Origin of the sequence: Amycolatopsis eburnea (assembly GCF_003937945.1) — a bacterium.
Classification (GTDB): Bacteria; Actinomycetota; Actinomycetes; order Mycobacteriales; family Pseudonocardiaceae; genus Amycolatopsis; species Amycolatopsis eburnea.
In genome coordinates, this window is sequence record NZ_RSEC01000061.1 from 204808 (window position 1) to 230636 (window position 25829).

27 protein-coding genes and 1 riboswitch are annotated in these 25829 nt (G+C 72.2%); of the genes, 15 read left to right on the forward strand and 12 right to left on the reverse strand.

What is annotated here, in order from left to right; all coding sequences use genetic code 11:
* Positions 1–52: 52 nt before the first annotated feature.
* Positions 53–832, reverse strand: coding sequence for an aminotransferase class IV (locus EIY87_RS40335; protein ID WP_125315230.1), 780 nt, complete (start codon positions 830–832; stop codon positions 53–55).
* A complete protein-coding gene (locus EIY87_RS40340; protein WP_125315231.1) occupies positions 832–1707 on the reverse strand; it encodes a peptidylprolyl isomerase in 876 nt (291 codons plus the stop codon). The genes EIY87_RS40335 and EIY87_RS40340 overlap by 1 nt, the downstream gene beginning before the upstream one ends.
* Before the next feature lie 147 nt (positions 1708–1854).
* Between EIY87_RS40340 and EIY87_RS40345 the strand changes: the two genes are divergently transcribed.
* Both EIY87_RS40345 and EIY87_RS40350 read left to right on the forward strand, forming a co-directional pair.
* Positions 1855–2421, forward strand: a complete 567-nt coding sequence (locus EIY87_RS40345) for an MBL fold metallo-hydrolase (protein WP_125315578.1) — start codon at positions 1855–1857, stop codon at positions 2419–2421.
* Between the two features lie 2 nt (positions 2422–2423).
* On the forward strand, positions 2424–3065 hold the full coding sequence (locus EIY87_RS40350; protein ID WP_125315232.1) for a hypothetical protein: 642 nt from the start codon (positions 2424–2426) through the stop codon (positions 3063–3065).
* On the opposite strand, the gene EIY87_RS40355 is transcribed toward EIY87_RS40350, so the two are convergent.
* The 3 genes from EIY87_RS40355 to EIY87_RS40365 all read right to left on the reverse strand — a co-directional run bounded on the left by EIY87_RS40355 (position 3037) and on the right by EIY87_RS40365 (position 6142).
* On the reverse strand, positions 3037–3276 hold the full coding sequence (locus EIY87_RS40355) for a hypothetical protein (RefSeq protein ID WP_125315233.1): 240 nt from the start codon (positions 3274–3276) through the stop codon (positions 3037–3039). The two genes, EIY87_RS40350 and EIY87_RS40355, sit on opposite strands and share 29 nt — an antisense overlap.
* A 53-nt stretch (positions 3277–3329) precedes the next feature.
* Positions 3330–5093: a YibE/F family protein gene (locus EIY87_RS40360; RefSeq protein WP_125315234.1), complete on the reverse strand. Its 1764-nt coding sequence runs from the start codon at positions 5091–5093 to the stop codon at positions 3330–3332.
* Between the two features lie 71 nt (positions 5094–5164).
* Complete coding sequence (locus tag EIY87_RS40365; RefSeq protein ID WP_125315235.1) at positions 5165–6142, reverse strand: GlxA family transcriptional regulator; 978 nt, start codon at positions 6140–6142, stop codon at positions 5165–5167.
* A 99-nt stretch (positions 6143–6241) separates the two neighbouring features.
* On the opposite strand from EIY87_RS40365, the gene EIY87_RS40370 reads away from it, so the two are divergent.
* The 4 genes from EIY87_RS40370 to EIY87_RS40385 all read left to right on the forward strand — a co-directional run bounded on the left by EIY87_RS40370 (position 6242) and on the right by EIY87_RS40385 (position 11079).
* Positions 6242–6946, forward strand: a complete 705-nt coding sequence (locus tag EIY87_RS40370; RefSeq protein WP_191984449.1) for a DJ-1/PfpI family protein — start codon at positions 6242–6244, stop codon at positions 6944–6946.
* Between the two features lie 103 nt (positions 6947–7049).
* Positions 7050–9998, forward strand: coding sequence for an AfsR/SARP family transcriptional regulator (locus tag EIY87_RS40375; RefSeq protein ID WP_125315237.1), 2949 nt, complete (start codon positions 7050–7052; stop codon positions 9996–9998).
* Positions 9999–10098: 100 nt separating this feature from the next.
* Positions 10099–10608 carry a hypothetical protein gene (locus EIY87_RS40380; RefSeq protein WP_125315238.1) on the forward strand — a complete coding sequence of 170 codons (510 nt, stop codon included), beginning with the start codon at positions 10099–10101 and terminating at the stop codon, positions 10606–10608.
* 90 nt (positions 10609–10698) lie between these two features.
* The gene (locus tag EIY87_RS40385) at positions 10699–11079 is read left to right on the forward strand and encodes an SPW repeat protein (protein WP_125315239.1); all 381 of its coding nucleotides are present in this window, start codon (positions 10699–10701) and stop codon (positions 11077–11079) included.
* Here EIY87_RS40385 and EIY87_RS40390 read toward each other — a convergent pair.
* From EIY87_RS40390 to EIY87_RS40405, 4 genes are all read right to left on the reverse strand, one after another.
* Positions 11069–12136 (reverse strand): DNA polymerase ligase N-terminal domain-containing protein, encoded by a 1068-nt coding sequence (locus tag EIY87_RS40390; protein WP_125315240.1) that lies wholly within the window; start codon positions 12134–12136, stop codon positions 11069–11071. The two genes, EIY87_RS40385 and EIY87_RS40390, sit on opposite strands and share 11 nt — an antisense overlap.
* Before the next feature lie 162 nt (positions 12137–12298).
* A complete protein-coding gene (locus EIY87_RS40395) occupies positions 12299–14308 on the reverse strand; it encodes an ABC transporter ATP-binding protein (protein WP_125315241.1) in 2010 nt (669 codons plus the stop codon).
* Positions 14305–16038, reverse strand: coding sequence for an ABC transporter ATP-binding protein (locus EIY87_RS40400; protein WP_125315242.1), 1734 nt, complete (start codon positions 16036–16038; stop codon positions 14305–14307). The genes EIY87_RS40395 and EIY87_RS40400 overlap by 4 nt, the downstream gene beginning before the upstream one ends.
* Complete coding sequence (locus EIY87_RS40405) at positions 16032–16697, reverse strand: TetR/AcrR family transcriptional regulator (RefSeq protein ID WP_125315243.1); 666 nt, start codon at positions 16695–16697, stop codon at positions 16032–16034. Before EIY87_RS40405 ends, EIY87_RS40400 begins: the two co-directional genes overlap by 7 nt.
* 294 nt (positions 16698–16991) lie before the next feature.
* On the opposite strand from EIY87_RS40405, the gene EIY87_RS40410 reads away from it, so the two are divergent.
* The 9 genes from EIY87_RS40410 (at position 16992) to EIY87_RS40450 (ending at position 23337) form a co-directional block, all read left to right on the forward strand.
* Positions 16992–18233 carry a sensor histidine kinase gene (locus EIY87_RS40410; RefSeq protein ID WP_125315244.1) on the forward strand — a complete coding sequence of 414 codons (1242 nt, stop codon included), beginning with the start codon at positions 16992–16994 and terminating at the stop codon, positions 18231–18233.
* Positions 18230–18667: a roadblock/LC7 domain-containing protein gene (locus tag EIY87_RS40415; protein ID WP_125315245.1), complete on the forward strand. Its 438-nt coding sequence runs from the start codon at positions 18230–18232 to the stop codon at positions 18665–18667. Before EIY87_RS40410 ends, EIY87_RS40415 begins: the two co-directional genes overlap by 4 nt.
* 29 nt (positions 18668–18696) lie before the next feature.
* On the forward strand, positions 18697–19065 hold the full coding sequence (locus tag EIY87_RS40420; protein WP_125315246.1) for a DUF742 domain-containing protein: 369 nt from the start codon (positions 18697–18699) through the stop codon (positions 19063–19065).
* Positions 19040–19660, forward strand: a complete 621-nt coding sequence (locus tag EIY87_RS40425; RefSeq protein ID WP_125315247.1) for a GTP-binding protein — start codon at positions 19040–19042, stop codon at positions 19658–19660. Before EIY87_RS40420 ends, EIY87_RS40425 begins: the two co-directional genes overlap by 26 nt.
* A gap of 20 nt (positions 19661–19680) precedes the next feature.
* A complete protein-coding gene (locus EIY87_RS40430; protein ID WP_125315248.1) occupies positions 19681–20907 on the forward strand; it encodes a styrene monooxygenase/indole monooxygenase family protein in 1227 nt (408 codons plus the stop codon).
* Between the two features lie 74 nt (positions 20908–20981).
* Complete coding sequence (gene ku / locus EIY87_RS40435) at positions 20982–21863, forward strand: non-homologous end joining protein Ku (RefSeq protein ID WP_125315249.1); 882 nt, start codon at positions 20982–20984, stop codon at positions 21861–21863.
* Positions 21864–21937: 74 nt separating this feature from the next.
* On the forward strand, positions 21938–22144 hold the full coding sequence (locus tag EIY87_RS40440) for a hypothetical protein (RefSeq protein ID WP_125315250.1): 207 nt from the start codon (positions 21938–21940) through the stop codon (positions 22142–22144).
* 234 nt (positions 22145–22378) lie between these two features.
* A complete protein-coding gene (gene cmtR / locus EIY87_RS40445) occupies positions 22379–22696 on the forward strand; it encodes a Cd(II)/Pb(II)-sensing metalloregulatory transcriptional regulator CmtR (protein WP_125315251.1) in 318 nt (105 codons plus the stop codon).
* Positions 22693–23337, forward strand: a complete 645-nt coding sequence (locus EIY87_RS40450) for a cation transporter (RefSeq protein ID WP_125315252.1) — start codon at positions 22693–22695, stop codon at positions 23335–23337. Before cmtR ends, EIY87_RS40450 begins: the two co-directional genes overlap by 4 nt.
* 27 nt (positions 23338–23364) lie before the next feature.
* Here EIY87_RS40450 and EIY87_RS40455 read toward each other — a convergent pair whose 3' ends face one another.
* The 3 genes from EIY87_RS40455 to EIY87_RS40465 all read right to left on the reverse strand — a co-directional run bounded on the left by EIY87_RS40455 (position 23365) and on the right by EIY87_RS40465 (position 25772).
* Positions 23365–23520, reverse strand: a complete 156-nt coding sequence (locus EIY87_RS40455; RefSeq protein WP_004559113.1) for a hypothetical protein — start codon at positions 23518–23520, stop codon at positions 23365–23367.
* Positions 23521–23639: 119 nt separating this feature from the next.
* Positions 23640–25100, reverse strand: a complete 1461-nt coding sequence (gene ahcY / locus EIY87_RS40460; RefSeq protein ID WP_125315253.1) for an adenosylhomocysteinase — start codon at positions 25098–25100, stop codon at positions 23640–23642.
* A gap of 78 nt (positions 25101–25178) precedes the next feature.
* Positions 25179–25255: riboswitch (S-adenosyl-L-homocysteine riboswitch) on the reverse strand.
* Positions 25256–25286: 31 nt separating this feature from the next.
* Positions 25287–25772, reverse strand: a complete 486-nt coding sequence (locus tag EIY87_RS40465) for a GNAT family N-acetyltransferase (RefSeq protein ID WP_125315254.1) — start codon at positions 25770–25772, stop codon at positions 25287–25289.
* Between the last annotated feature and the right edge of the window lie 57 nt (positions 25773–25829).

Below are 25829 nucleotides of genomic sequence, written 5' to 3' on the forward strand. Positions count from 1 at the left end.
CCCCGGCGGGTTCCGGTGTTGCCCCCTTACACGGGGCCGGTGCGGCCGCGGTTCAGATCTCGTCCCAGGGAACGGTTTCGTAGGCCTTCGCGAGCAATTCCACGGCGCGGTCCGCGGGCGGCAGGACCAGGTCGTCCACGGCGGCGACCGGACGGCCGGGAGTTTCGGAGTTCGTCACGAACACGGCGTCGAAGTCGCGGAGGTCGGCGGGCCGGACTTCGCGCGTCTCCTGCGGCACGCCTAGCCGTCGCAAGGCTTCTTTCTGCAGCAGCATCGTGATCCCGGGCAGCACCGCGGCTTCCGGCCACACGACCGTGTCGCCGTCGAGGAATCCGGTGTTCCAGATCGACGCTTCGCTGATCCGCCCGGCGTGGTCGACGAACAGCGCGTCGTCGAACCCGGCCAGCGCGGCCTGGCGGGAGTGGTGGATCAGCCCGAACGTGCCCAGGTGCTTCACCTGCGGCAGATCGCGCTCGTAGCGCACCGTCCGCAGCCGCAACGGCGTCGGGTCGGGCGGGTGCGGCGGGAGCGTCCGGACGAGGATCTCCGGGTGCATCGGCTCGGCGAGCGAGCGCGTGAGGACCAGGACCCGCACCGAAAGGGCCGGCTCGCCCGCGATCGCCTGCCGGACGTACGACCGCACCAGGCCGGCGTCGAGGTCGGTGCCGAACAGCAGCCGGGTACTGGCTGCGAGCCGTTCGAGGTGGAGCGCGAGCCCGCGGACCCGCCCGTCCCGGACCTGCATCGCGGTGAAGTGGCCGTAGGAGACCATTCCCGCGATCGCGGCGTCCGGGCCGAGCGGATCCCCGTTCAGCTCGTAGCGGGGCGGCACTACTGGACGGTGACGCCCGTGAACTTGACCTGCTTGGTCGGCGCCCCGGTGCCGTCCTGCGGGTTCGGGTTGGCGATGCCCGCCTTGGCGACCGCGTCGAGCACCTTCAGGCCCTCGTCGCTGATGCTGCCGAACACCGAGTAGTCCGCCGGGAGGCCCTCGGCGTTGCCGTAGACCATGAAGAACTGGCTGCCGCCGGAGTTCGGGGCGGACGTCTTCGCCATGGCGAGGATGCCGCGGCCGTACTTGATCTCCGGGAACGCCTCGTCCGGCATCGTGTAGCCGGGGCCGCCCTGGCCGTCGGTCGTCGGGTCACCGGTGGCCGACGGGTCACCGCACTGCAGCATCTGCAGGCCTTCGGTGCCGAGCCGGTGGCACATGGTGTCGTTGTAGAAGTTCTGCTTCGCGAGGCTGATGAAGCTCTGCACCGCGCAGGGCGCGAGCGACCGGTCGAGCGTCAGCGGGATGTCGCCCGCGGTGCTCTTCAGCGTCACGTTCACCGTGCCGGTCGACGGGACGTTCTTGCCGTCCGGCGGGTTCACCTTCTTCGGCGCCTTGCTGCCCGTCGTGTCGGCCTTGAAGTCGCACGTCGTCGGGTTCGGCAGCGCCGTGGCCCGCTTCGGCAGCGCGGTGCGCTGCGTCGGGATCTGGACTTCGGTCGGCGGCGGGGTGGCCGACGACGACGCGGCCGCGTCGGTGCTGTCCCCGCCGTTGGCGCTGACGATCCACACCACCACGCCCGCGACGACGAGGACCGCCACGCCGACGACACCGGCGCCGATCCTCCGGCGTCGCTTCTGCTGCTCCAATCGGCGCTCGAGCTGCCTCTCGAGCTTGCGCTTCGCAGCTTCGCGGCGCTGCTGGTTGGTCGCCACCCCGTACCCTCCAGGTTTCCGCTCGTGTCACACGTCTGAGGTAGCGGCAGTGTATGGGCACAGCCTGTGAGGACCATGTACAGGGCCCGCTAGTCTCAACCCGATCGTGATCGGCGCCATCCGGCGCAGATGTCCGGGAGGCGTTCGGTGCTCGTCGTCGGGTTCGGCAGCGGCCCGCTGCAGGCCAACTGCTACCTGCTGGCGGAGGCCGCCGGCGGGCCGTGCGTGGTCGTGGACCCGGGGCAGGAGGTGGCCGCGCCGCTGGCCGCCGCGCTGGCCGAACACCGGCTGGTCCCGGCGGCGCTGGTGGCCACCCACGGGCACCCCGACCACGTCGCTTCGGCCGCTTCGCTGTCGGCCGAGCACGGCGTCCCGCTGCACCTGCACCCGGCTGACGCCCCGCTCCACGACGGGCCCAGCCTCCCGCTGGAGACCGGGACCTTCGCCGGGCTGGACATCGACGTCCGGCCCGCGCCGGGGCACACCCCGGGTTCGGTGGTGCTCGTACTGGAGACGGCGGAAGGCGGCAGGCTCGCGCTGACCGGCGACACGCTGTTCGCCGGGTCGGTGGGCCGCGGCGACGTGGCGGGCGCGGTGCGGGAGCTGCTGGCGGGCCTGCCGGACGACACGGTGGCGCTGCCGGGCCACGGCCCGGCGACGACGATCGGCCGGGAACGCGTGGGCAACCCGTTCCTCGCCGGGACGGGGGCGTGAGCATGGCCGACGAGCCGACCGAGCGGGTCGCGCTGTTCGAGGAGGACCCGCGCGGGCGCCGCCGCCGGGGGATCTCGGGCCTGATCGGCGTGGTCATCGTGGCCGCGGCGTTCGGCGGGGTCGCCGGGCTGATCGGCGGCACGGTGACCGGGCTGGTCGTCGCGCTCGTGATCGCGCTGCCCCTGCTGTACGTGATGGCGGTCAGCATCCGGCGCCGCGTCTGGCTGGAGGGCTCGACGCTGCTCGTGCGCACCTGGGGCCTGCGCCGGGTCGATCTGGTCACCGCGACCCGGCTCGACCTCGTCGTCGGCGACGTCCGGGGCAGCCGCACGGTCAGCCTGCTGGTCAACGCCGGGCAGCGCGGCAAGGTCGCGAAGGTCGACCTCGCGGTGTTCTCCGGGACCGGCGGCCGCGAGCTGGGCATCCTGCAGCTGCGGAAGCTGGCGAACGCGCTGATGAACAACACCGAGGCGAACGGCCTCGTCTTCGGGGAGCTGCTGGTCGCCGAGCTGAAGGCGGAAGCGCGCGGCGCCGGTGTGGCGGAACGCCCGCTCTACCGGCTGGCGTCGGTGGCGCCGTCGGGGAAGTACGTGCAGCGCTTCACGATGGAAGCGGTCAGCCGGTTCGTGGCGACTCTCGGCTGACGTCCGCCTCGCGCAGCTGCTCGAGCTGGTAGACCAGCTCCGGCACCTCCTGCGCGATGTACGCGGTGAGGCGCTCGACGTGGTGCAGCGTGGCCCGGACGTCCTCCAGGGCGGCCGCGATGCGCGGGAGCGACTCCACGGCCTGGACGGTGGCGGTGACCACCCGCAGCGTGCCGCGGACCAGGAACCGTGGGCCGGCGAGCAGGAGCATGCCGCCTTCCTACCGCGTTCTCGCTGGTCCGGCGCGGCCGGGGTGCTCCGGTGTTACGGGTGGGACGGAACGGCCTTCGTGGTGCTGCTGAGGTACGCCGCCGGCTCGCGGGAGGCGATCAGCGCGGCCAGGACCGTCGTCACCGGGACGGCCGCGACGATGCCGACGCTGCCCGCGAGCGTGCGGATGATCTCCTGCGCGATTTCTTCGCTGCCGAGCAGCGCGCCCAGGCCGACCCCGGAGATCGACGAGTACAGCAGCACCGGCAGCGCGGCCCCGGCGTAGGCCATCACGAGCGTGTTGACCGCGGAGCCGACGTGGTCGCGGCCGATCCGCAGGCCGGAGCGGTACAGCTCCTGCCAGGTCAGGTCCGGGTTGGCGCGGCGCAGCTCCCAGACGGCGCTGGTCTGGGTGACGGTGACGTCGTCGAGGACGCCGAGCGCGCCGATCACGACCCCGGCGAGCAGCAGCCCGCGCGCGTCGATGCCGTGGCCGAGCGAGCCGATGAGCGTCGAGGTGCTGTCGTCGAGGCCGGTGAGCGAGGCCGCGGCGGAGAAGATCGCGGAGAGGACCCCGATGAGCGCGAGGCTGACGAGCGTCCCGAGCACGGCGGCGGACGTTCTCGCCGACAGCCCGTGGGTCAGGTAGAGCGCGATGAACATGATCGCGCCCGCCCCGGCGATCGCCACGACCAGCGGGTTCTCCCCGGCGAGGATGGCGGGGAGGATGAACAGCGCGATGACGACGAAGGACAGCCCGAGCGCGACCAGCGCGGCGACCCCCTGCCACCGGCCGAGCACGAGCACCGCGATGGCGAACAGCGCGGCCAGCACGAGCAGTGGCGTCCCGCGCTGAAAGTCGACCAGCTGGAAACTGGCGGGATCGGCGGCGTTCCCGCCGTTGTAGGCGAGCACGACGGCGTCCCCGGCGGTGAACCGCGGGGTGCTGGGCTCGATCGGGACGGTCAGCTTGAGCTGCTTCCCGTTCGCGGGCCCGTCGGTCATGGTGAGGTCGACGGTCAGGCACGGCTTCGCGTTCGGGTCGGCCTGGTCGCCGACCTGCACCTGGCCCTGCGCGAGGCAGGGGCCGGTGCTGGTGGCGGTGATGTTCGCGTGCACCGGCGTGCCTTGGGGGACGACGCTGGTCGGGGAGGCCTTGCCCCAGGGGTAGAGCACGATCATGCCGACGACGGTGGCCAGGGCGAGCGGCGCGAGGAGCCAGATCAGGAGGAGCTTGACCCGGCGGGACGCGGGGGCGGCGGGGCCGTGGCCATGTCCGTGCCCGTGCCCGTGGCCGGTTTCGGCCGCGGGGGTGGTTTCCGCCGGAGTGCGCGGCCTGCTGCCACGCGGGACTCGCTGGGGCCCGGTGTCGCCTCGGCGAGCGGCGCGCTGGGGGCCGGTGTCGCCTCGGTGGGGCGGTTCGGCGTCGCCCGGGGGGACTCGCTGGGGGCCGGTGTCGCTGCGACGAGGAGCTGCGGTGTCGGCTCGGCGGCCGGTGCGGGAGGCGGCGGTGTCCCCGCGGCGGGATGCCCCCGTGTCGGCTTGGTCGGCGGCCGGAACCCGCTGCGGGCCGGTGTCGGCGCGGCGACCGGTTCGAGGGGCCGCGGTCTCGGCCGGGATCCGGTGCGAGCCGGTCTCGGCGGGCGCGCGCCGCGGGCCGGTGTCCGTCCGGCGGCGTGCTCCCTCGGGCGTGCGGCGGGCCGGTTTCCCGGGCGTTCCCGGCGTTCCGGACGTCCCGGGCCCCGGCGAAGGGGACAGCTCGTCCGTCACCCGGCGAATCGGTCCGGTGTCGTCGTCGGCGAGGTCGGGGCGGTCCACCCGCACATCCTGACAGCGGGATCCCGGCGCCCGCGCCAGGGGCCGCCGACGGACCGGTTCGTCCGGTTGGCTCAGCCGTACGCCTGGCGGACGTGCACCCGCCGGTACGCCGACGGCGGGGTGTCGAAGTGGTCGAGGAACGCCTGCCGCAGCGTTTCCGTCGAGCCGAAGCCGCAGCGGCGGGCGATCGTGGCCAGCGGGAGGTCCGTGCCGGACAGCAGGCGGGCCGCCTGCTCGGTGCGGATCGTGCGGACGTACCGGCCCGGCGTGGTGCCGAGGTGCGCGTCGAACAGCCGGGTCAGCTGGCGGGTGCTGATGCCCGCGCGGGCCGCGAGCGCCGGCGTGCCCAGGTCTTCGTCGAGGTGCTCGGCGATGTACGCGGTGAGGTCGCGGACCTCGCGGTGCTCCGGCGGGGGACCGGACAGGAACAGGCTCACCTGGGCCTGGTTCCCGGGCCGCTGCAGGTACGTGACCAGCGCGCGGGCCGCCTCGCGGGCGAGCGTCGGGCCGTGGTCGGCCTCCACCAGCGACAGCGTCAGGTCGAGCCCGCTCGTCACGCCCGCCGCCGTGTAGACGTTGCCGTGGCGGACGTACAGCGGCACCGGGTCCACCGTCACCGCCGGGTATTCCCGGGCGAGCTTGGCCGCGTAGCGCCAGTGGGTGGTCGCGCGGCGGCCGTTGAGCAGGCCGGCCGCGGCGAGCACCTCGGCGCCCGTGCAGACCGACGCGACCCGGCGGCTGGTGCGCGCGAGCCGCCGGACGTGGGCGAGGACGCGCTCGTCGGCCGCCGCGGCCGGGCTGCCCCAGCCGCCCGCGACGACCAGCGTGTCGAGGTCGCCCGCCACCTGGTCGAGCCGCAGGTGCGGCTGCAGCACGAGCCCGGCGCAGGTGCGGATGCCGTGCCCGTCGACCGAGGCCAGCTGGAGCTCGTACGGCGGCCGCGCGCCAAGCCGGTTCGCCGCGTCGAACACGTCGGCGGGACACGCGATGTCCAGCAGCTCGGCGTCGGCGTACCCGACGATCACGACCCGTCTGGGTGACCCTGGCATGATCGAACGCTAGCAGCCGGACCCGGCGCTCGGACGCGGTTCGCAGGAATCCGGACATCGGCGGCCCGCCCGCCGTCCCGGCCCGCCATGGTCGGGGGCATGACCGATGAGCAGAAGACCCTCGCCTTCGTCGTTTACCCCGGGCTGACGCCGCTCGACCTGGTGGGCCCGCTCCAGGTGCTCAGCGCGCTCGCGCAGATGGATCCCGGCTACCGGACCGTCGTCGTCGGCGCGAGCACGGACACCGTCGGCACGGACACGCCGCTGCGGGTCGCCCCGAGCCACACCTTCGAAGAGGTCCCGGCGCCGTACGCGGTGCTCGTCCCCGGTGGCACCGTGCCGACGCTGCGCGCGATGGCCGACGAGCGCCTCCTCGCCTGGCTGCGCACCGCGGCCGAAAGTGCGCAGCTGATGACGTCGGTCTGCACCGGCTCGCTGATCCTCGGCGCGGCGGGCCTCCTCGAAGGCAAGCAGGCGACGACGCACTGGATGCTCCGCGACGTCCTCGCCGGGCTGGGGGCCACGCCGGTCGCGCGCCGGTGGGTCGAGGACGGCTCCGTGATCACCGCCGCCGGGGTGTCCGCGGGCATCGACCTGGCGCTGCACCTGGTGGAACGGCTGGCCGGGCGGCAGGTCGCGACGAACGTCCAGTTCGCCATCGAGTACGACCCCGAGCCGCCGCAGGGCGCGCTGGACTGGGCGAACCAGCCGTACGGCGACCTCAAGCCGTTGCGGGAACACACCCTGCGCCAGGGGCTGGCCGAGCACCCCGAACTGCTGGGGCGGCTGCTCGCGCACACCTGACCGACGTCGTCGGCCATCCGGGTGATCGGGGGACGCGCCGCGCGCCCGGCGGTTAGATTCAGCTCGCTCGATCAGGTGATCTCGCGGGTGGGGTGTTGTAGCCGTGCGATTCCAGGTGCTCGGCCCGATGACGGCCTCCGTCCCGCTGCCCTCGGCTTCGCAGCCGCGGCGGCTGCTCGCCGTCCTGCTCGCCCGCGCCGGCCAGTACGTCGGCCGCGACACGCTGGTCGACGAGCTGTGGCCGGACGGCGCGCCGTCGAGCGCCGCGGCGATCGTGCAGGTCACCGTGTCGAAGCTGCGCAAGACGCTCTCACCCGGCCTCGGTGCCGCCGAGGCCGGGCAGCGGCTGCGGTCCGGGCCGCGGGGGTACGCGCTGGCGGTCGAGCCGGGCGAGCTGGACGCGGACGAGTTCCTGACGTGGCTGTCGGCGGGCGCCGACGACCGCGCCCAGCGCCGGCACGCCCTCGAACGCGCGCTGGCCTGCTGGCGGGGCGACGCGTTCGCCGACGTCGCCGGCGGGCCGCTGCTGGAGGCGCACAAGCTGTGGCTGGAGGACCGGCGCTCGGCGGCGCTGCTGCAGCTGGTCGAACTGGAGCTGGCCGACGGCGACGGCCGGTCGGTGGTCGAGCGGCTCGGCCCGGTGGTCGCGGCCCGCCCCGCCGACGAGCGCTTCGCCGCCCGGCTCGCGGCCGCGCTCGGCGCGGTCGGCCGCCGCGAATCGGCGCTGGAGGTGCTCCGCCGGACCCGGCGCGCGCTCTGGGAAGAGGCGGGCGTGTGGCCGGGCGCGGACCTCGTCGCGGTGTACCGCCGGATCGCCGGCACCGAGTGGACGACGCCGGGCCCGCCCGCCCAGCTCCCGCCGGCCGTGCCCGACCTCACCGGCCGCGCGGCCGAACTCGCCGTCGTCACGCGTGCGCTCCGGGGCCCGGCACCGGTGGTGCTGCACGGCGCCGCCGGGGCCGGGAAGTCCGCGCTCGCCGTGCAGGCCGCGTGGCGCGTCCGCCGCCGTTTCCCCGACGGCCAGCTGACGGCGTCGCTGCGCGGCCCGGACGGCACGCCCGCCGAACCCGCGGCCGTGCTGGCCGGATTCCTGCGCGCGCTCGGCGCGACTCCGGCCGAACTGGCCGACCGCGCGGGCCTGCCGGGTCTCTGGCGCGGCTACACCGCCGACCGGCGGCTGCTGGTGCTGCTGGAGGACGCGGCGTCCGAAGCCCAGGTGCGGGCGCTGCTCCCGAGCGGCCCCGGCTGCGCCACGCTGGTCACCACCCGCCGCGAACTGCCCGGCCTCTGCGGCGCGCACCCGGTCCCGGTGCCCGATCTGTCCACAGAGGACGCTCTGGCGCTGCTCGCCGCTATCGTGGGCGAACCCCGGGTGCGCGCGGAACCCGAAGCGGCGCAACGGCTTCTCGGCCGGTGCGGCGGGCTCGCACTGGCCGTCCGGATCGCCGGCGTGCGGCTCGCGGCCCGGCCGGGCTTGCGGATCGCCGAACTCGCGGCCCGCCTGTCCGACGGCCGGCGGCGCCTCGACGAGCTGACGGCGGGGGACCTGAGCGTCCGGGCCGCGGTGACGTCGGCGCTGCGCGAGCGACCGGCGGCCGACGTCGCGTTGCTGAGGCTGCTCACGGCGTTCGAGGGCGCGGTCCCGGACTGGTCGGCGGCGGCACTGCTCGGCCGCCCGGCGGCGGACGCCCGCGACCGGCTCGACGCGCTGGCCGCCGCGCACTTGCTGGAGCCGGCCGGGACGGTCCCGCCGTTCGTGCGGCTGGTACTGGCCGAAGGCACGCCGGGGGAGGTGGACCCGGCCGCACTGCGGCGGGCGTGCGAGGCCGCGCTGGTGCTCGCGAGGCACGCACTCGGACGCCCGGCTCCAGCGACGGCCAGGCCGGACCCGGCCGTGCTGCGCCGGATCGCGGCGGACCCCGTCGCCTGGGCGGCCGCCGAAACCGGGCACCTCGCGGCCGCCGTGCGGCTGGCCGGTTCACGCGGCTGGCACGAGCTGACCGAGCAGCTCGCCGACGCCTGCACCGCGCTCGCCGGCACGCCGTGGCTCGGGCACGCGGCCCGCGCGGTCACCGTCGCCGGGCTGGCCGCGGCGCGGCGGCGTCGTGATCCGCACGCGGAGGCCGGGAAGCTCTACGACCTCGGCGCCGTGCACTGGCAGCACGGGCGCGCGCGGCAGGCGCGGAACTACTTCGTCATGGCCGAGCACCGCTTCCGGGTCCTGGACGATCCACGCGGCACCGGGACGGCGCTGGCCGCGCTCGCCGACGTCCACCTCGACGGCGGTGATCCGCACGCCGCCGAAGCCGAGCTGCGGGAAGCCCTCGAGCTGCTACGAGCCTGCGGGGACCGGCGGGGGCAGGCGGCCGCGGCGGCGCAGCTGGGCTCGCTGGCCGAGGACGTCGGGGACGTGCGGCGCGCGGTCGAGAGCTTCGAAGTGAGCATGCTGCTCGCCCGCGAATGCGACGACGGCCGCTGGCACGACCAGGCCGCGAAGCGCTACGCCGACGTCCTGCGCCGCCACGGCGGGTGCGACCAGGCGGCGGACCTGCTCACCGGCGCGCTCGGCGGCGCCGTCCGGACGCGGGAGCGGCACTGGGAGGCGCACGTCCTGCGCAGCCTCGGCGACCTGCACACCGATGCCGGGGAACTCGCCGACGGGCAGCGCTGCCTGACGCGGTCGCTGGCGCTGTTCGACCAGATCGGGCACCGGCACGCCGCCGCCTACACCCACCGCAGCCTGGCCGAAGCCCGCCGCCGCGCGGGTGATCCGGCGGGCGCGCGGCGGCACCTGCTCGCCGCCATGGGCGTGTTCCGGGAGCTGCACGACCGCCGCGGCGCCGGGTACGCCCTGCTCAGCCTGGGCCGGACGCACGCGGCCGAGAACGCCGCGGCCGAGGCGGTGCGGTGCCTGCGCGGCTCGGCCGGGCTGTTCCGCGAGCTCGGGTTCCCGCTTTGGGAACTGCGCGCGCTGGGGGAGCTGGCCGCCGTGACCGGTGAATCCCCGGCGCGCGACCGCAGCCGTGAACTCTTGACGAAGATCAGGACCTGACGGCCTCGTGCCCCGATCCGCGGCGGCGGTGTTTGGCGAAGTTATGGCCGCCCCCATTTGGCTGCCGCCGTTCGGATCGTCGCACGAGAAGGAGCAAGGCATGCCGGGACAACGGATTCTGGCGCGGGCGGCGCTGGGGCTGGTCGCTTCGGCGGCGACGGTGGTGTTCGCGACCATCGGCACCGCGTCGGCGAGCGTCGAGGTCACCAAGCTCACGCAGTCGCAGGCGGCGTCGCAGCTGTCCGCGGCCGGGGTGACGCACTCGTCCAGCGGCGGCTGCACGGACCGCTACAACTCGACGTGCACGTCGTACGAGCAGATCAACCAGAGCACGGTCAGCGGCGTCATCACGCTCAAGCGCGCGAGCGGCTGCGCGATCAACATCACCGGGGGCACCGAGACCGGGCACGCGTCCGGCACCTACAGCCACTGGAACGGCTACAAGGTCGACATCTCGCACAACAGCTGCATCGACTCCTACATCAAGAACAGCTTCAGCTACATCGGCCTGCGCGGCGACGGCTACCCGCAGTGGAAAGCCGGGTCCGGCAACCTCTACTGCGACGAAGGCAGCCACTGGGACATCACGTACTACACCTGCGGCTGCTGACATCCCGGGGCCTGTCCGTTCCGAGGGCGGCGGACAGGCCCCGGTTACCGGCCGCGACGGCCGGGTACCCGCGTGGGCGGAGGTGAGGAGATGACTTCGCACAGCACCCCGGCTCCCCGCCCGCGCACCGCGCTGATCGGCGCGGCGGCGGGCTTCGTCCTGCTGGCCGGGCTCTACCTGGTGCTGGCCCCGTGGATCGCCGGCTTCGGCGGCGCGGGCGTGCTCGCGCTGAGCGACACCCTGGTCGGCCTGGTCCTGATCGCGCTGGCCATCGCCCGCACGGCCACCCGGCGGCTCGCCCTGATCGGCTGGGTCGTCCCGGTACTGGGCGCGTGGGCCGCGGTTTCGCCGTGGCTGCTCCGCCACGGCGGCGAAACCCCGCCCTCGACGGCTGCCCTGATCGGCAACGTCGTGGCGGGCGCCGTGGTCGTCGTCGCGGGGGTGGCGCTGGCCCGGCGGGTCAGTTCCTGATCAGCAGCCAGTCGCCCGAGGCGTCGCCGGGCCGGTACGGGCTGTCGGCCCGTTTCGCGACCACGCCGGGCAGGCCGTGCTGCCGGCTGGCCCCGGCGACGGCCTCGCCGCCACCGGTGTAGTAGCGCGGCACCTGCCAGTGCCGGTCTTCGACGGCCAGGCCGTCGAGCAGCTCACGGCGTTTGGTGTACGGCAGGTCCAGGGTCGGGTGGCCGTCGAGGTGCAGGACGTCGGCGGCGAAGTAGAAGACCGGGCAGTGCGCCTTGAGCCGCTTGGCGGCGGCGCCGTCGGCCTTGCGGCGTTCTTCGAGCCCGTCCGGGTACGGCTTGCCGTCCTTGATCACGACGACTTCGCCGTCCAGCAGCACTTCGGTCGACCCGAGGTCTTCGCCGAGCTTGTGCAGCTCGGGGTACCGCCCGGTGACGTCGGCGCCGGTCCCGTCGTGCGCGGTGACCCGGCCGCCGCAGACCAGCAGCATCGTCCGCAGGCCACCCCAGGCGAATTCGTAGGCCCACGCGTCGTCGTCGGCGGGCAGCTCGCCGGGCACGGCCGTCATCGGCTCGAGGAACTCGGGCGCGTCTTCGTGGCCCGGCTCGGCGGGGTCGAGGCGCCGCAGCGTCCAGTCGCGGTCGTCCTCGTCGTGCCGGTTGAGGAACAGGTACTTGCCACGCGCGCGGCCGCCGTGGAAGACGACCTCGACCTTGTGGTCGTTCCAGTGCAGGGTTTCGTAGGTCCCGGTGTCCCACACGGTCATCCGGCCGCCGCCGTACTCGCCGGCCGGGATCTCGCCTTCGAAGGTGAGGTACTCCATGGGGTGGTCTTCGGTGTGCACGGCGAGCCGGGGAACGCCGGGGGAGAGCGGCAGGCCCTTGGGCACGGCCCACGAGACGAGCACGCCGTCGCGCTCCAGCCGGAAGTCCCAGTGCAGGCGGCTGGCGTGGTGCTCCTGGATGACGAAGAGGTCGTCGCCCCCGGGCTCGGGCGGGCCGTCCGGCCAGGGTTCGGGGGTGCGGTCCTTGCCGCGTTTGCCGCGGTATTCGTCGAGTCTGTCGGCCATGGCCGCCCCGGTACCCCTTCCGCTGGAAGAACTTCCAGGGTACCGGGCGGCGCGGCCCGGACGTCGTGAACGGGTCTTTCATGGCGTCCGGCGAGGTGAACGACCCTTTCATGACATGCGTGCGGGGCCGCCCGGTGTCGGCGCCGGGCAGGCCCCGCACGCTCAGTCCGTCTCGGCCATCGCCTCCGCGAACTGGGCCGCGTACAGCCGCGCATAAGCCCCACCGCTGCCCAGCAGCGTCTCGTGGTCGCCCTGCTCGACGATCTGCCCGTGCTCCATCACCAGGATCACGTCGGCGTCGCGGATCGTCGACAACCGGTGCGCGATCACGAAGCTCGTCCGGCCGCTGCGCAGGGAGTTCATCGCCCGCTGGATGAGCACCTCGGTGCGGGTGTCGACCGAGCTCGTCGCCTCGTCCAGGATCAGGATCACCGGCTTGGCCAGGAACGCCCGCGCCACCGTGATCAGCTGCTTCTCGCCCGCGCTGACCGTGCCGCCTTCGTCGTCCAGCACCGTGTCGTAGCCGTCCGGCAGCGTCCGGACGAAGCGGTCGACGTGCGTCGCCTTCGCGGCTTCGACGATCTCCTCGTGCGTCGGGTTGTCCGCGCCGTAGGCGATGTTCTCCGCGATCGTGCCGCCGAACAGCCACGCGTCCTGCAGCACCATGCCGGTCTGGTCGCGCAGTTCCTCGCGGTTCATCTTCGCGATGTCGACGCCGTCGAGCGTGATCCGGCCGCTGTCCAGCTCGTAGAAGCGCATGAGCAGGTTGACCAGCGTCGTCTTGCCCGCGCCCGTCGGGCCGACGATCGCCACCGTCTGGCCGGGTTCCACGGTCAGCGACAAGCCCTCGATCAGCGGCTTGTCCGGCAGGTAGCGGAAGGACACGTCCTGGAACTCGACGCGCCCGCGCACCGGGGAGGGCCGCTCCGGCGAAGCGGGCTCCGGGCCCTGCTCCTCCGCGTCGAGGAGCGCGAACACCCGCTCGGCCGAGGCCACGCCGGACTGCAGCAGGTTCGCCATGCTCGCGATCTGCGTCACCGGCTGGCTGAACTGGCGGGAGTACTGGATGAACGCCTGCACCTCGCCGAGCGTCAGGCTGCCCGACGCCACGCGCAGCGCGCCGATCACCGCCACCAGCACGTAGCTCAGGTTGCCGATGAACATCATCGCCGGCTGGATCATGCCGGAGATGAACTGCGCCTTGAAGCTCGCCTGGTACAGGGTTTCGTTCTGCTTGTCGAAGATCGCCGCGGCCTCCTCGCGGCGGCCGAACACCTTGACCAGCGAGTGGCCGGTGTACATCTCCTCGACGTGCGCGTTGAGCTTCCCGGTCGTCGACCACTGCTTGATGAAGTTCGGCTGCGCCCGCTTGCCGATCTTCGCCGCCACGACGGCCGACAGCGGCACCGTGAGCAGCGCGATCAGCGCCAGCAGCGGCGAGATCAGGAACATCATGATCAGCACGCCGATCACCGTCAGCAGCGACGAGACGATCTGCGACAGCGTCTGCTGCAGCGACATCGCCAGGTTGTCGATGTCGTTGGTGACGCGGGAAAGCACCTCGCCGCGCGGCTGGCGGTCGAAGTACTTCAGCGGCAGCCGCGCGAACTTGGCCTCGACCTCTTCGCGCAGCCGGTACACCGCCTGCTGCACCAGCGTCGTCGTCAGCCGGGCCTGGATCAGCCCGAAGAACGACGAGATCACGAACAGCGCCAGCACGATGAGCAGGATCTGCCCGACTTTGTCGAAGTCGATGCCGGCGCCGGGCACGAGGTCGACGCGGCTGTAGATGTCGGCCAGCGTGCCGTCGCCGCGGGCGCGCAGCCCGGCGACGATCTGCTCCTTGGTGACGCCCGGCGGCACCTGCTTGCCGAGCACGCCGGCGAGGATCGCGTCGGTGGCCTGGCCGAGGATCTTCGGGCCGATCACGGTGAGCGTGACGCTGGCCGCGCCGAGCACGAGCACGCCGATGAGCGCGACCCGCTGCGGGCGCAGCAGCCGCAGCAGCCGCTTCAGCGAACCCTTGAAGTCGAGCGCCTTCTCCGGCGGGGCACCGCCGGCCATCCAGCGGCCGGGCCCGGCCGTCGCGGCGCCGGTGTTCTTGTGCCGCTGCGCGGTCGGCCGTTCCCCGGCGTCGGTGACGGCGGCTTTGGGCGATTCCGTGGTACTCACGCCGCCTCCTGTTCGGTGAGCTGGGACAGCACGATCTCCCGGTAGGTTTCGTTGCCGTCCATGAGTTCGTGGTGGGTGCCGGTGCCGACGACGCGGCCTTCGTCGAGGACGATGATCCGGTCGGCGTTGCGGATCGTGCTGACCCGCTGCGCGACGATGACCACCGTGGCGTCGGCCGTTTCGGACACCAGCGCGCGGCGCAGGGCCGCGTCCGTCGCGTAGTCGAGCGCGGAGAACGAGTCGTCGAACAGGTAGATCTCCGGCTTGTGCACCAGCATCCGCGCGATCGCGAGCCGCTGGCGCTGCCCGCCCGAGACGTTCGTGCCGCCCTGGGCGATCGGCGCGTCGAGACCCTCCGGCATCGCTTCGACGAAGTCCTTGCCTTGCGCCACTTCGAGCGCGTGCCACAGCTCTTCGTCGGTGGCGTCCGGGTTGCCGTAGCGCAGGTTGCTCGCCACCGTGCCGGCGAACAGGTACGGCTTCTGCGGCACCAGCCCGACCGCGCGGGCGAGCACCGCCGGGTCGAGGTCGCGGACGTCGACGCCGTCCACCTTGACCGTGCCGCGGGTGGCGTCCATCAGCCGGGGGATCAGGTTGAGCAGCGTGGTCTTGCCGGTACCGGTCGAGCCGATCACGGCGGTGGTCTCACCCGGCCGCCCGATCAGCGAAATGTCGCTCAGCACCGGCTTTTCCGCGCCGGGGTAGCGGAACTCGACGCCGGACAGCTCCAGGTGCCCGTGCACCGCGCCGGGCCGGATCGGCGACACCGGCGGGCGGACGCTCGACTCGGTGTCGAGCACCTCGCTGATCCGCTCGGCGCTGACCTCGGCGCGCGGCACCATCATGAACATGAACGTGGCCATCATGACGGCCATCAGGATCTGCAGCAGGTAGGACAGGAACGCGGTCATCGCGCCGATCTGCATGCTGCCGGAGTCGATCCGCTGCCCGCCGAACCACAGCACCGCGACGCTGGAGGCGTTCATCACCAGCATGACGATCGGGAACATCAGCGCCATCAGCTTGCCGACCCGCAGCGACACGGTGAGCAGCTGGTCGTTGGCGACGTCGAAGCGCTCCCGTTCGTGCTTGTCGCGGACGAACGCGCGGATGACGCGGATGCCCATGATCTGCTCGCGCAGGATCTGGTTGATCCGGTCGATGCGCTCCTGCATCAGCCGGAACGCCGGGCGCATCTTGGCGATGATCGTGCCGACCGCGACCGCCAGCACCGGCACGATGACCAGCAGCAGCGACGACAGCGGCACGTCGAGGTTCAGCGCGAGGATGATGCCGCCGACGCACATGATCGGCGCCGACACCATGAGCGTCAGTGTCATCAGCACCAGCATCTGGATCTGCTGGACGTCGTTGGTGGTGCGGGTGATCAGCGACGGCGTGCCGAACTGGCCGACTTCGCGGGCGGAGAAGTCCTGCACGCGGTGGAAGACGCCGGCGCGGATGTCGCGGCCGATCGCCATCGCGGTGCGGGCGCCGAAGTAGACCGCGCCGATCGACGCGGCGATCTGCGCGAGCGTGATGACGAGCATCATCGCGCCGACGCGCAGGATGTAGTCCATGTCGCCCTTGATCAGGCCGTTGTCGACGATGTCGGCGTTCAGCGTCGGCAGGTAGAGCATCGCGATCGTCTGCACGAGCTGGAGCGCGACGATCACCCACAACGTGCTCCGGTACGGGCGCAGGTGGCTGCGCAGGAGCTTGACTAGCACAACGATTCCCCCAGTGGAGTGGTGGTCGGTTCGGGTTGCGGAGCAGTGGCGCCGGCCGTCAGGGTGGGCATCCCCGCGGAAAGCTCGTCGAGCAGCCGTTCCAGGATCGGGAGGAACGGTTCGCCTTCGGTCGTGAACCAGTTGGTGAAGGCCACCCGGACAGCGCTTTCCACCGAGGCCGCCATCAGCCGGCACAACAGGTGGTCCACACCGCCCACCCGTTTCGCGATCGTTTCGGCCAGGACGCGCTCGACGGCCGCGTGGGCGTTCAGGAACTCCCCGCGCAGCATGAGCCGTCCCATCAGCTCACGGATACGCGCAACATACGCGCGATCGGGCTCGCCCTCACGCGAATATTGCTCGAGCACCGCGTGCTTGACCGAATCCCAGAGCGGCTCGTCGTCCGGCCGCGCGAGCAGGGCCTCGCGCATCCCCTCGTGCCGGTCGACGACGACCGAGCAGACCGCCTGCTCCTTGCTGGAGAAGTAGTTGTTGAACGTGCGGGGTGACACGCCGACCTCGGTGGCGATGTCCTCGACCTTCACGTTCTCCAGCCCGCGGTCCAGCGTCAGCCGCAGTGCCGCCTGGGCGAGCGCCTTGCGTGCTTCGCGCTTCTTGCGCTCGCGCAGGGTCAGCTTGGGTGGGTCGTCCGGCGGCATGAACGGAGTGTAGCGAAAAACTTGCGTGCCCCGCAAAAAAGTGCGCGGCCCGCAAGTTGCGGGCTTGCCGTGTGCGCTCTGTTGCCGGGTGCAAGATGCAAAAATGCACCGAATGGCCTAGCCGGCTGCGCTCACCAGCAGCGACGGGGCCGAAATCCGGTCACGTCGAGCGATCGCGCGGGGACCGGCTGTGGACATCCGACGAACCTTTCTGCTTGCATGTCCGGCATCGCCGCCCGGGGGTCGGCGCGATGCAGCCGTTGCCGAACCTGAGCAAGGAAGAAGTGGGACCACATGGCGAGCCGGGCCCGGGAACTCCTGGATCGATCACGCGTCCTGCTGGACCGCTCGCGGGTGGCCGCCGCGCAGTACCTCACCGCGCCGCCGAAGCACCCCGCGTCCGCGCCGCCGGCCGGCCCGGCGATCGCGGAGCTGTCGCGTCCCGAAGTGACGCCGGCGCCGCCGCCCGCGGACGAGGGCGTCCTGGCCGAGATCTGCGCCAGCGTGGCGCTGCGTGACCTCAACCTGCTCGACCAGCTGCTCGCGCGGCTCGAAGAGCTCGAAGCGGGGGAGGAGGACCACCACCGCCTCGCCGAGCTCTACCAGCTCGACCACCTCGCCACGCGGCTGCGGCGCAACGCCGAGAACCTGCGCGTGCTGGCCGGGCAGGACACCGCCGACGACGCCGCCCGCGCGACCTCGGTGCTCGACCTGGTCCGCGCGGCGATGTCCTCGATCGACCACTACGCCCGGATCACCATCGGCCGGGTGGTGAACCTCGGCGTCGTCGGCTTCGCCGCCGAGGACCTGGGCCGGGTGCTCGCGGAACTGCTCGACAACGCCGCCAACCAGTCCTCGCCCAGCTCGCCGGTGCACGTCAGCGCGCACCTGACCGAGCAGGGCAGCGTGCTCGTCCGGATCGAAGACGAGGGCATCGGCATCCCCGCCGACCGCGTCGACGGCCTCAACCGGCGGCTGGCCGCGGGCGGCGACCTCGACGACGCCTCGGCGCGGCACATGGGCCTCGCCGTGGTCGCCCGCCTCGCCGCGCGCCACGACGTCAGCGTGCGCCTGGACCGGCGCAGCCCGCACGGCACGGTCGCGACCGTCCTGCTGCCCACCGGCGTGGTCACCGAGCTGGCCGACAAGGCGTGGTCGGGCACCCGGACCGTGACGGTCGAACCGGCGAAGACCGGCGCCGAACCGGTGGCGGCGGGCGGGCTGCCGCGCCGCCGGCCGGGTGCGTTCCCGCGTGAGGAGCCCGCGCCGGTGCCGCGCAAGCCCACCCCCCGGCCCCGGCCGGTCGAGCGGGCCACCGGCGGCATGACGGCCAACGGCCTGCCGCGCCGCGTGCCCGGCAGCATCCGCGGCGCCGCCCCCGAACCACCACCGCCGCCGCCCCCGGCCGCGGAACCGGCCGTGAACGGGCACGAGAAGCTGCTCGCCGACCTCGGCGCGTTCGCCGACGGGGAGCGGGCCGCCCACGCCGAAAACCACGCCCAGCAGGACGAAACGCCCGGAGGAACCACCCCGTGAGCGCTCCCCACCCGGCTCCGGCGAACTTCGCCTGGCTGCTCGACGACTTCGTCCGGAAGGTGCACGGGGTCAGCCACGCGCTGATCATGAGCGTCGACGGCTTCCCGCTCACCGCGTCGGACTCGGTCGGCGAAGCGGAGGCCGAGCAGCTCGCCGCGATCGCCAGCGGCCTGCTCTCGCTGGCGGGCAACAGCGCGGCGCTGTTCGGGAAGGGCGCCTGCGAGCAGATCATCATCCGGCTCACCCACGGCTACTTCCTGTTCATGGGCATCGGTTCCGGTGCCGGGCTCGCGGTGCTGACCTCGGGCGAGGCGGACATGAAGGTGGTCGCCTACGAGATGACCCAGTTCATCACCAACGCCGGCCACGCGCTCACCCCCGAGGTGCGCGCCGAACTGCGCCAGGTGCTCACCGCGCGCCGGCCGCGGGTGTGATGGACGTGCCCGACACGGATGGGAAGACCATGTCCGAGAAGGACACCGCCCTGCCGCGGCGCAGCCGCCGGATCCGGGCGTACGCGCTCACCGGCGGCCGCACCAGCACCCGCCACCAGCTGCTGGTGGAGACGCTGGTGTCGGTCCCGCAGTACGACCCGGCGCTGAGCGACACGCTCATGCCCGAGTCGCGCTCGCTCTACGAACGCGCCCGGGTGCGGTCCTCGATCGCCGAGCTGTCGGTCGGGCTGGACCTGCCGCTGGGCGTCGTGCGGGTGCTGATCGGCGACCTCGCGTCCCAGGGCGCGGTGTTCGTCCACCCCACCGCGCACGCCTACCACCACGACACCAACGTGCTCGAGAGGATCCTTGATGGGCTCAAGCGGCTCCCCGCCTGAGGGCGATCTGCTGACGATCTCCGCGAAGATCGTCGTCGCCGGGGGCTTCGGTGTCGGCAAGACCACGTTCGTCGGCGCGGTCTCGGAAGTGCCGCCGATGAGCAACGAAGCGTGGATGACCGAGGCCGGCGAAGGCGTCGACGAGATCCCGCCCGGCGGCAAGTCGACCACGACCGTGGCGATGGACTTCGGCCGGATCACGCTGCGGCCGGACCTGCTGCTGTACCTGTTCGGCACGCCGGGCCAGGCGCGGTTCTGGTTCCTCTGGGACGACCTGAGCCGTGGCGCGCTCGGCGCGGTCGTGCTGGTCGACACCAGCCGGATCGACGAGTCGTTCGCGGCGATCAACTACTTCGAGAACGACTCGGAGCTGCCGTTCGTGGTGGCGGTCAACCAGTTCGAGGGCAAGCCGGTGCACGACCTCGAAGAGGTCCGCGACGCGCTGGCGCTCGACCCGGCCGTCCCGCTGGTCACCTGCGACGCGCGGGACCGCGCCTCGACGATCGCCACCCTGACCGAGCTGGTCAGCCACACGTTGTCGCTCGCCGTGCTGTCCGGGCCGCGTGAGCTGGCCGGCAGCGTCGCGCCCGCCTGAACCGAGGAGAGAAGAGCTTCATGCGCAGAGTCCTGATCGTGGGCGCCGGCCAGTCCGGGCTGCAGCTGGCCCTCGGGCTGCTGGCGAAGGACTACGACGTCACGGTGATGTCCGCGCGGACGCCGGAGGAGATCCGGAACGGGCGCGTGATGTCGACCCAGTGCATGTTCAACGACGCGCTGCAGCACGAGCGCGACCTCGGGCTGAACCAGTGGGAGGACGAGACCGTCCGGGTCGAGGGCCTCGGCGTGTCGGTGGCCGGGCCGGACGGCGGCCGCGCGCTGGACTGGTTCGCCGAGCTCGACCACTACGCGCAGTCGGTCGACCAGCGCGTGAAGATGGCGGGCTGGCTGGAGCTGTTCGAGGACCGCGGCGGCAAGCTGGTCATCCACGGCGTGATGACGTCCGAGCTGGACGCGCTGTCCCGGCTGTACGACCTGGTGATCATCTCGGCCGGCAAGGGCGAGCTGGTCCAGTTGTTCGACCGCGTGCCCGAGCGGTCGCCGTTCACGAAGCCGATGCGCGCGCTGTCCCTGGTCTACGCCCACGGCGTGCGGCCGCGGCCGGAGCACCCGGACAAGATGGCCGTGCGGTTCAACATCGTGCCCGGCGTCGGCGAGCTGTTCATGATCCCGGCGTACACGCTGAGCGGGAACTGCGACATCCTCTTCTTCGAGGGGATCCCCGGCGGCCCGCTGGACTGCTTCGACGACCACCCGGCCGCGGCGGAGCACTTCACCCGCCTGCTGGACCTGATGCGCCGGTTCGTGCCGTGGGAGTACGAGCGCTGCCGCGACGCGGAGCTCACCGACGGGAAGGCCGCGCTGGCCGGCGGGTACACGCCCGTCGTGCGCAACCCGGTCGGCACCCTGCCCGGCGGGGCGAAGGTGCTGGGCATGGCCGACGTCGTCGTGGCGAACGACCCGATCACCGGGCAGGGTTCCAACAACGCGAGCCACTGCGCGGCGACCTACCTGAGCGCGATCCTCGAGCGCGGCGCCCGGCCGTTCGACGCCGCGTGGATGGACGCCACGTTCGAGCGCTACTGGGAGTACGCCAAGCACGTCACCGAATGGACGAACGCGCTGCTCCTGCCGCCGCCCCCGCACGTGCTCCAGATCCTCGGGGTGGCGGGCCAGAACCCGGCCGTGGCCCGGCGGTTCGCCAACGGGTTCACCGACCCGACCGACTTCCAGCACTGGTTCCTGGACCCGGCCAAGTGGGAGAAGTACCTGGCAGAGGTCTAGATCGGACTGTCGCCGGGGGACGATTCGGGCTACGGTGGTCACGTAGCGTGAAGGCGACCCCGGAGGTACGTGGCATGCGGGCGATGTGGAAGGGCTCGGTGTCGTTCGGGCTGGTCAGCATCCCGATCCAGCTCTACGCGGCCACCGAGAACAAGAACGTCTCCCTGCGCCAGGTGCACGAGGCCGACGGCGGCCGCATCCAGTACAAGCGGTTCTGCACGATCGACGGCGCCGAGGTCCCGTACCCGGAGATCGCCAAGGGCTACGAGCTGCCCGACGGCGAGATGGTCGTCATCACCGACGCCGAGATGGCCGAGCTGCCGCTGCCCACGCAGCGCACGATCGACGTGCTCGAGTTCGTGCCGCTGGAGTCGATCGACCCGATCCAGTACGACCGGACGTACTACCTGGAGCCGCAGAAGAACGCGGTGAAGCCGTACGTCGTGCTGCGGGACGCGCTGCACAAGTCGAGCCAGGTGGCCATCGCCAAGGTCGCGGTGCGGCAGCGGGAGAGCATGGCGGTGCTGCGGGTGCACGCCGACGTGCTGGTGATGACGACGATGCTGTGGCCGGACGAGGTCCGCGAGCCCGACTTCCCGTTCCTGCGCGACGACCCGCCGCAGATCCGCCCGCAGGAGCTGTCGATGGCGGGCTCGCTGATCGACTCGCTGGCCGAGCCGGTGTTCGAGCCGGAGAAGTACCACGACCACTACCGCGAGGCCCTCGAGGAGATGATCGAGGCCAAGGTCGCGGGGGAGGAGACGACCAAGCCCGCGGCGGTCACCGCCAAGGCCGACGTCGTCGACCTGATGGCGGCGCTGCAGGCCAGCGTCGACGCGGCGAAGAAGTCGCGTGCGTCCACTTCGGAGGCGTCCGCTTCGGACGCGTCCGATGAGGACGCCAAGCCGGCGAAGAAGAAGGCGGCGCCGCGGAAGCGGGCGCCGAAGTCCGCCTGACCCCGGACGGGTGGTCCGGCCGACACGCCGCCGCGGTCCCGGGCCCGGCCGCTTCCCGGTGGTACCAAGGGGGCATGGAGTGCGCTTCTTGTGACGCGCGGATCGACCACTGCCACGGCACGCTGGTGGTGCACCCGGAAGGCGGGTTCGCCGAGTGCACCGATCCGGCCTGTGTGGACGGCGACCGCGTACGGCACGCGTTGATCGTCGACTGCCCGGCCCTCGGTGGCTGCGGGTGTGCCGCCGCGCCGGAGAAATCGTTGCTGCGCCAGGCTTCCTGAGCCTCCCGCCAGGATCCGCGAAGGCCTTCCCGCCGCCCGGCGGGGAGGCCTTCGCGGCGTAAGGAAGGTGTCAGCGCGGTAACACGATCGTGTATGCAGCCGTGTACACGGGCTTGGCGATGTGCTAACACTAACGGGGTCCTTCGGCTCTCCCTCCCCCTCGGAGCCGGAGGACCCTTTTATTTTCCCGGTGTCCAGTGTGGATATGTCAGCCGTCGATGTACAGTTCATCGCATGGTGACGTGTGAGACGCGGGAAGCGGCCCTGGCCCGGATCGGGCGCGCCCTGTCCGACCCGACCCGCTGCCGGATCCTGACCGCGCTGCTCGACGGTCCCGCCTATCCCGGGAAGCTGGCCGCGGAACTGGGGCTGAGCCGGTCGAACGTCTCGAACCACCTGTCGTGCCTGCGCGGCTGCGGGCTCGTCGTGGCGGGCTACGAGGGGCGTCAGGTGCGCTACGAGATCGCCGACGCCCACCTGGCCCGCGCGCTGCGCGAACTCGTCCACGTCGTGCTGGCGGTCGAACCGCGGGCCGACTGCGAGCCGGCGTGACGAGCCCCGGGTGTTCGGACGGGTGCTGCGCGCCGCTCGCGGTGGCGCCGGACCGCCGCGCGGTGCTGGTGCGCCGGGTCCGGCTGCTCGTGGCGGCGACCATCACCTACAACGTCGTCGAGGCGGTCGTCGCGCTGGCCGCGGGGAGCGCGGCTTCCTCGGGGGCGCTGATCGGTTTCGGGCTCGATTCCGTGATCGAAGTCGCTTCCGCCGTCGCGGTCGCCTGGCAGTTTTCCGGCGCGGACCCGGAAAGCCGGGAACGCCGGGCTCTGAAAGCGATTGCGCTGTCGTTTTTCGCGCTCGCGGTTTACGTCACGATCGAGGCCGTCAGCACATTCTTCAGCGGTACCGCGCCGGAAAGCTCACGGACCGGAATCGTGCTCGCGGCGGTTTCGCTCGCGGTGATGCCCGCCCTGTCCGCGGCGCAGCGCCGCGCGGGGCGGGAGCTGGGGTCGGCCAGCGCGGTGGCGGATTCGCGGCAGACCCTGCTCTGCACTTGGCTTTCCGCGGTGCTGCTGGCGGGGTTGCTGCTCAACGCCCTGTCCGGGTGGTGGTGGGCCGACCCGGCGGTCGCGCTCGCGATCGCCGCGGTGGCCGTGAACGAAGGCCGAACGGCCTGGCGCGGCCAGCATTGCTGCTGACGCGCCAGGCCGCGGGCCGGTCGGGAATCAGTACCAGTGCGCACGCCCACCGATCCGGCGGCCGGTGCCGCCCAGGATGGCCAGTGCCACGCCGGCCACCGCGAGGATGATGCCGATGGTGTAAAGCACCGGGATACCCACGATGAACCCGATGACGAGAAGAATTACACCGAGAATGATCACTTGACACACACTCCTTCGCATGGGACCCGTCCGGCGTGCCGGCCGGGCGGATGCGCTGTCACGGGGAGGATGGCCACTTTCCCGGTGCCGCAAACTGCGTCAAACGGAGCAATCTCGGATCAGTACCGGTAGTGATCGAGCTTGTACGGACCTTCGACGTCGACGCCGATGTAGTCCGCCTGCTGCTTCGTGAGCTTGGTGAGTTTCACCCCGAGTGCGTCGAGGTGCAGGCGGGCCACCTTTTCGTCGAGGTGCTTCGGCAGCCGGTGGACGTCGGTGGCGTACTCGCCGGGCTTGGCGAACAGTTCGATCTGCGCGATCGCCTGGTTGGTGAACGAGTTCGACATCACGAACGACGGGTGGCCGGTCGCGTTGCCGAGGTTCATCAGGCGGCCTTCGGAGAGCACGATGATCGAGTGGCCGTCCGGGAACGCCCACTCGTGCACCTGCGGCTTGATCTCCTTCTTCACGATGCCCGGCAGCTTCGCCAGCCCGGCCATGTCGATCTCGTTGTCGAAGTGCCCGACGTTGGCGACGATCGCGTTGTGCTTCATGCGGCTCATCTGGTCGGCGGAGATGATGCCGAAGTTGCCGGTGGTGGTGATGAAGATGTCCCCGGTGGCGACCACGTCGTCGAGCTCGACGACGTCGAGCCCGTCCATCGACGCCTGGAGCGCGCAGATCGGGTCGATCTCGGTGACCGCGACCCGGGCGCCCTGGCCGCGCAGCGCCTCGACCGCGCCCTTGCCGACGTCGCCGTAGCCGCAGACCACGACGCGCTTGCCGCCGATCATCACGTCGGTGGCCCGGTTCAGTCCGTCCACAAGGGAGTGCCGGATGCCGTACTTGTTGTCGAACTTGGACTTCGTGACGGAGTCGTTGACGTTCATCGCCGGGAAGAGCAGCTCGCCGTCCTTGGCGAGCTTGTAGAGCCGCTTGACGCCGTTGGTCGTCTCCTCGGTGACGCCGCGGATCTCCTTGGCCATCCGGGTGAAGCGGCCGCCGTCGGCGGCCACGCTCGCGCGGAGGGTGTCGAGGATGATCCGGTACTCCTCGGGGTCCTCTTCGGACGGTTGCGGGACGGCGCCCGCGGCTTCGAACTCGACGCCCTTGTGCACCAGCAGGGTGGCGTCGCCGCCGTCGTCGAGGATCATGTTCGGGGTCTTGCCGCCGTCGAAGGCGAAGAGCTGGTCGGTGCACCACCAGTACTCTTCGAGCGTCTCGCCCTTCCAGGCGAACACCGAGGTGCCCGACGGGGCGTCGACGGTGCCCTCGGGGCCGACGACGACCGCCGCGGCGGCCTCGTCCTGGGTGGAGAAGATGTTGCAGGACACCCAGCGCACCTCGGCGCCGAGCGCGACCAGTGTCTCGATCAGCACGGCGGTCTGCACGGTCATGTGCAGCGACCCGGCGATGCGCGCGCCCTTGAGCGGCTGGGCGGCGGCGTACTCGCGGCGGATCGCCATCAGGCCGGGCATCTCGTGCTCGGCCAGCCGCAGCTGGGTGCGGCCGGCGTCGGCCAGGGAAAGGTCGGCGACGGCGAAGTCGAGACCGTTGCGGCGTGCGAGTTTGTCACTCATTCCTCGAGCTCTTTCCTGACGGCTGGTTGCGGAACGCTCGGGAGGAACCGGGGCACGGCAACAAAAAAGGCACCTCCCTCGCGGGAGGCGCCCTTGGATGCGTGTCGCGGGCCGAGCGTGGCGGAAGGAGTTCCGTCGCAGCGCCTCTCGGCCCGGATCCAGGATGGCAAAGCCGCCGCGAAGCTGTCAAGCGAGCGTCCGGGCCATGAGAACGTCGTCGACGTCGGTGCCGTCGACGCGGAATTCCCCGCGCAGCACGCCTTCCACGGTGAACCCGGACCGCTCGTAGACCCGGCGGGCGGCGGCGTTGTGACCCAGCACGCGCAGCGTCAGCTTGCGGGCCCCGCGCCGGCGCGCCTCCGCGATGGCCGCGTCCACCAGCCGTCCCGCGATGCCGAGGCCCTGGCGGTCCGGGTCGACGGCGAGCCCGCCGAGCACCAGCACGTGCGCGTGGGCCGGGATGCCGAACCCCTCGCTGAGCCGGACGTACCCGGCGACGGCGCCGTCGTGCTCGGCGACGAGGAAGTTCTCCGGCCGCGCGCCCTCGTCGAAGAACGGCGTGCCGGGCGGCGGCGGGGGAGCGGGGGACACGGTGGAGTCCCACGTGCGCTCGTCGATCTCGGCGAGCACGGCTTCGTCGCCGGCGCGGGCCGGCCGGACCTTCGTCGTCACCCGGGCATCCTGGCGGAACCGGGCACCCCGGGGCGAGCGGAATTCCGCGCGCGAGTG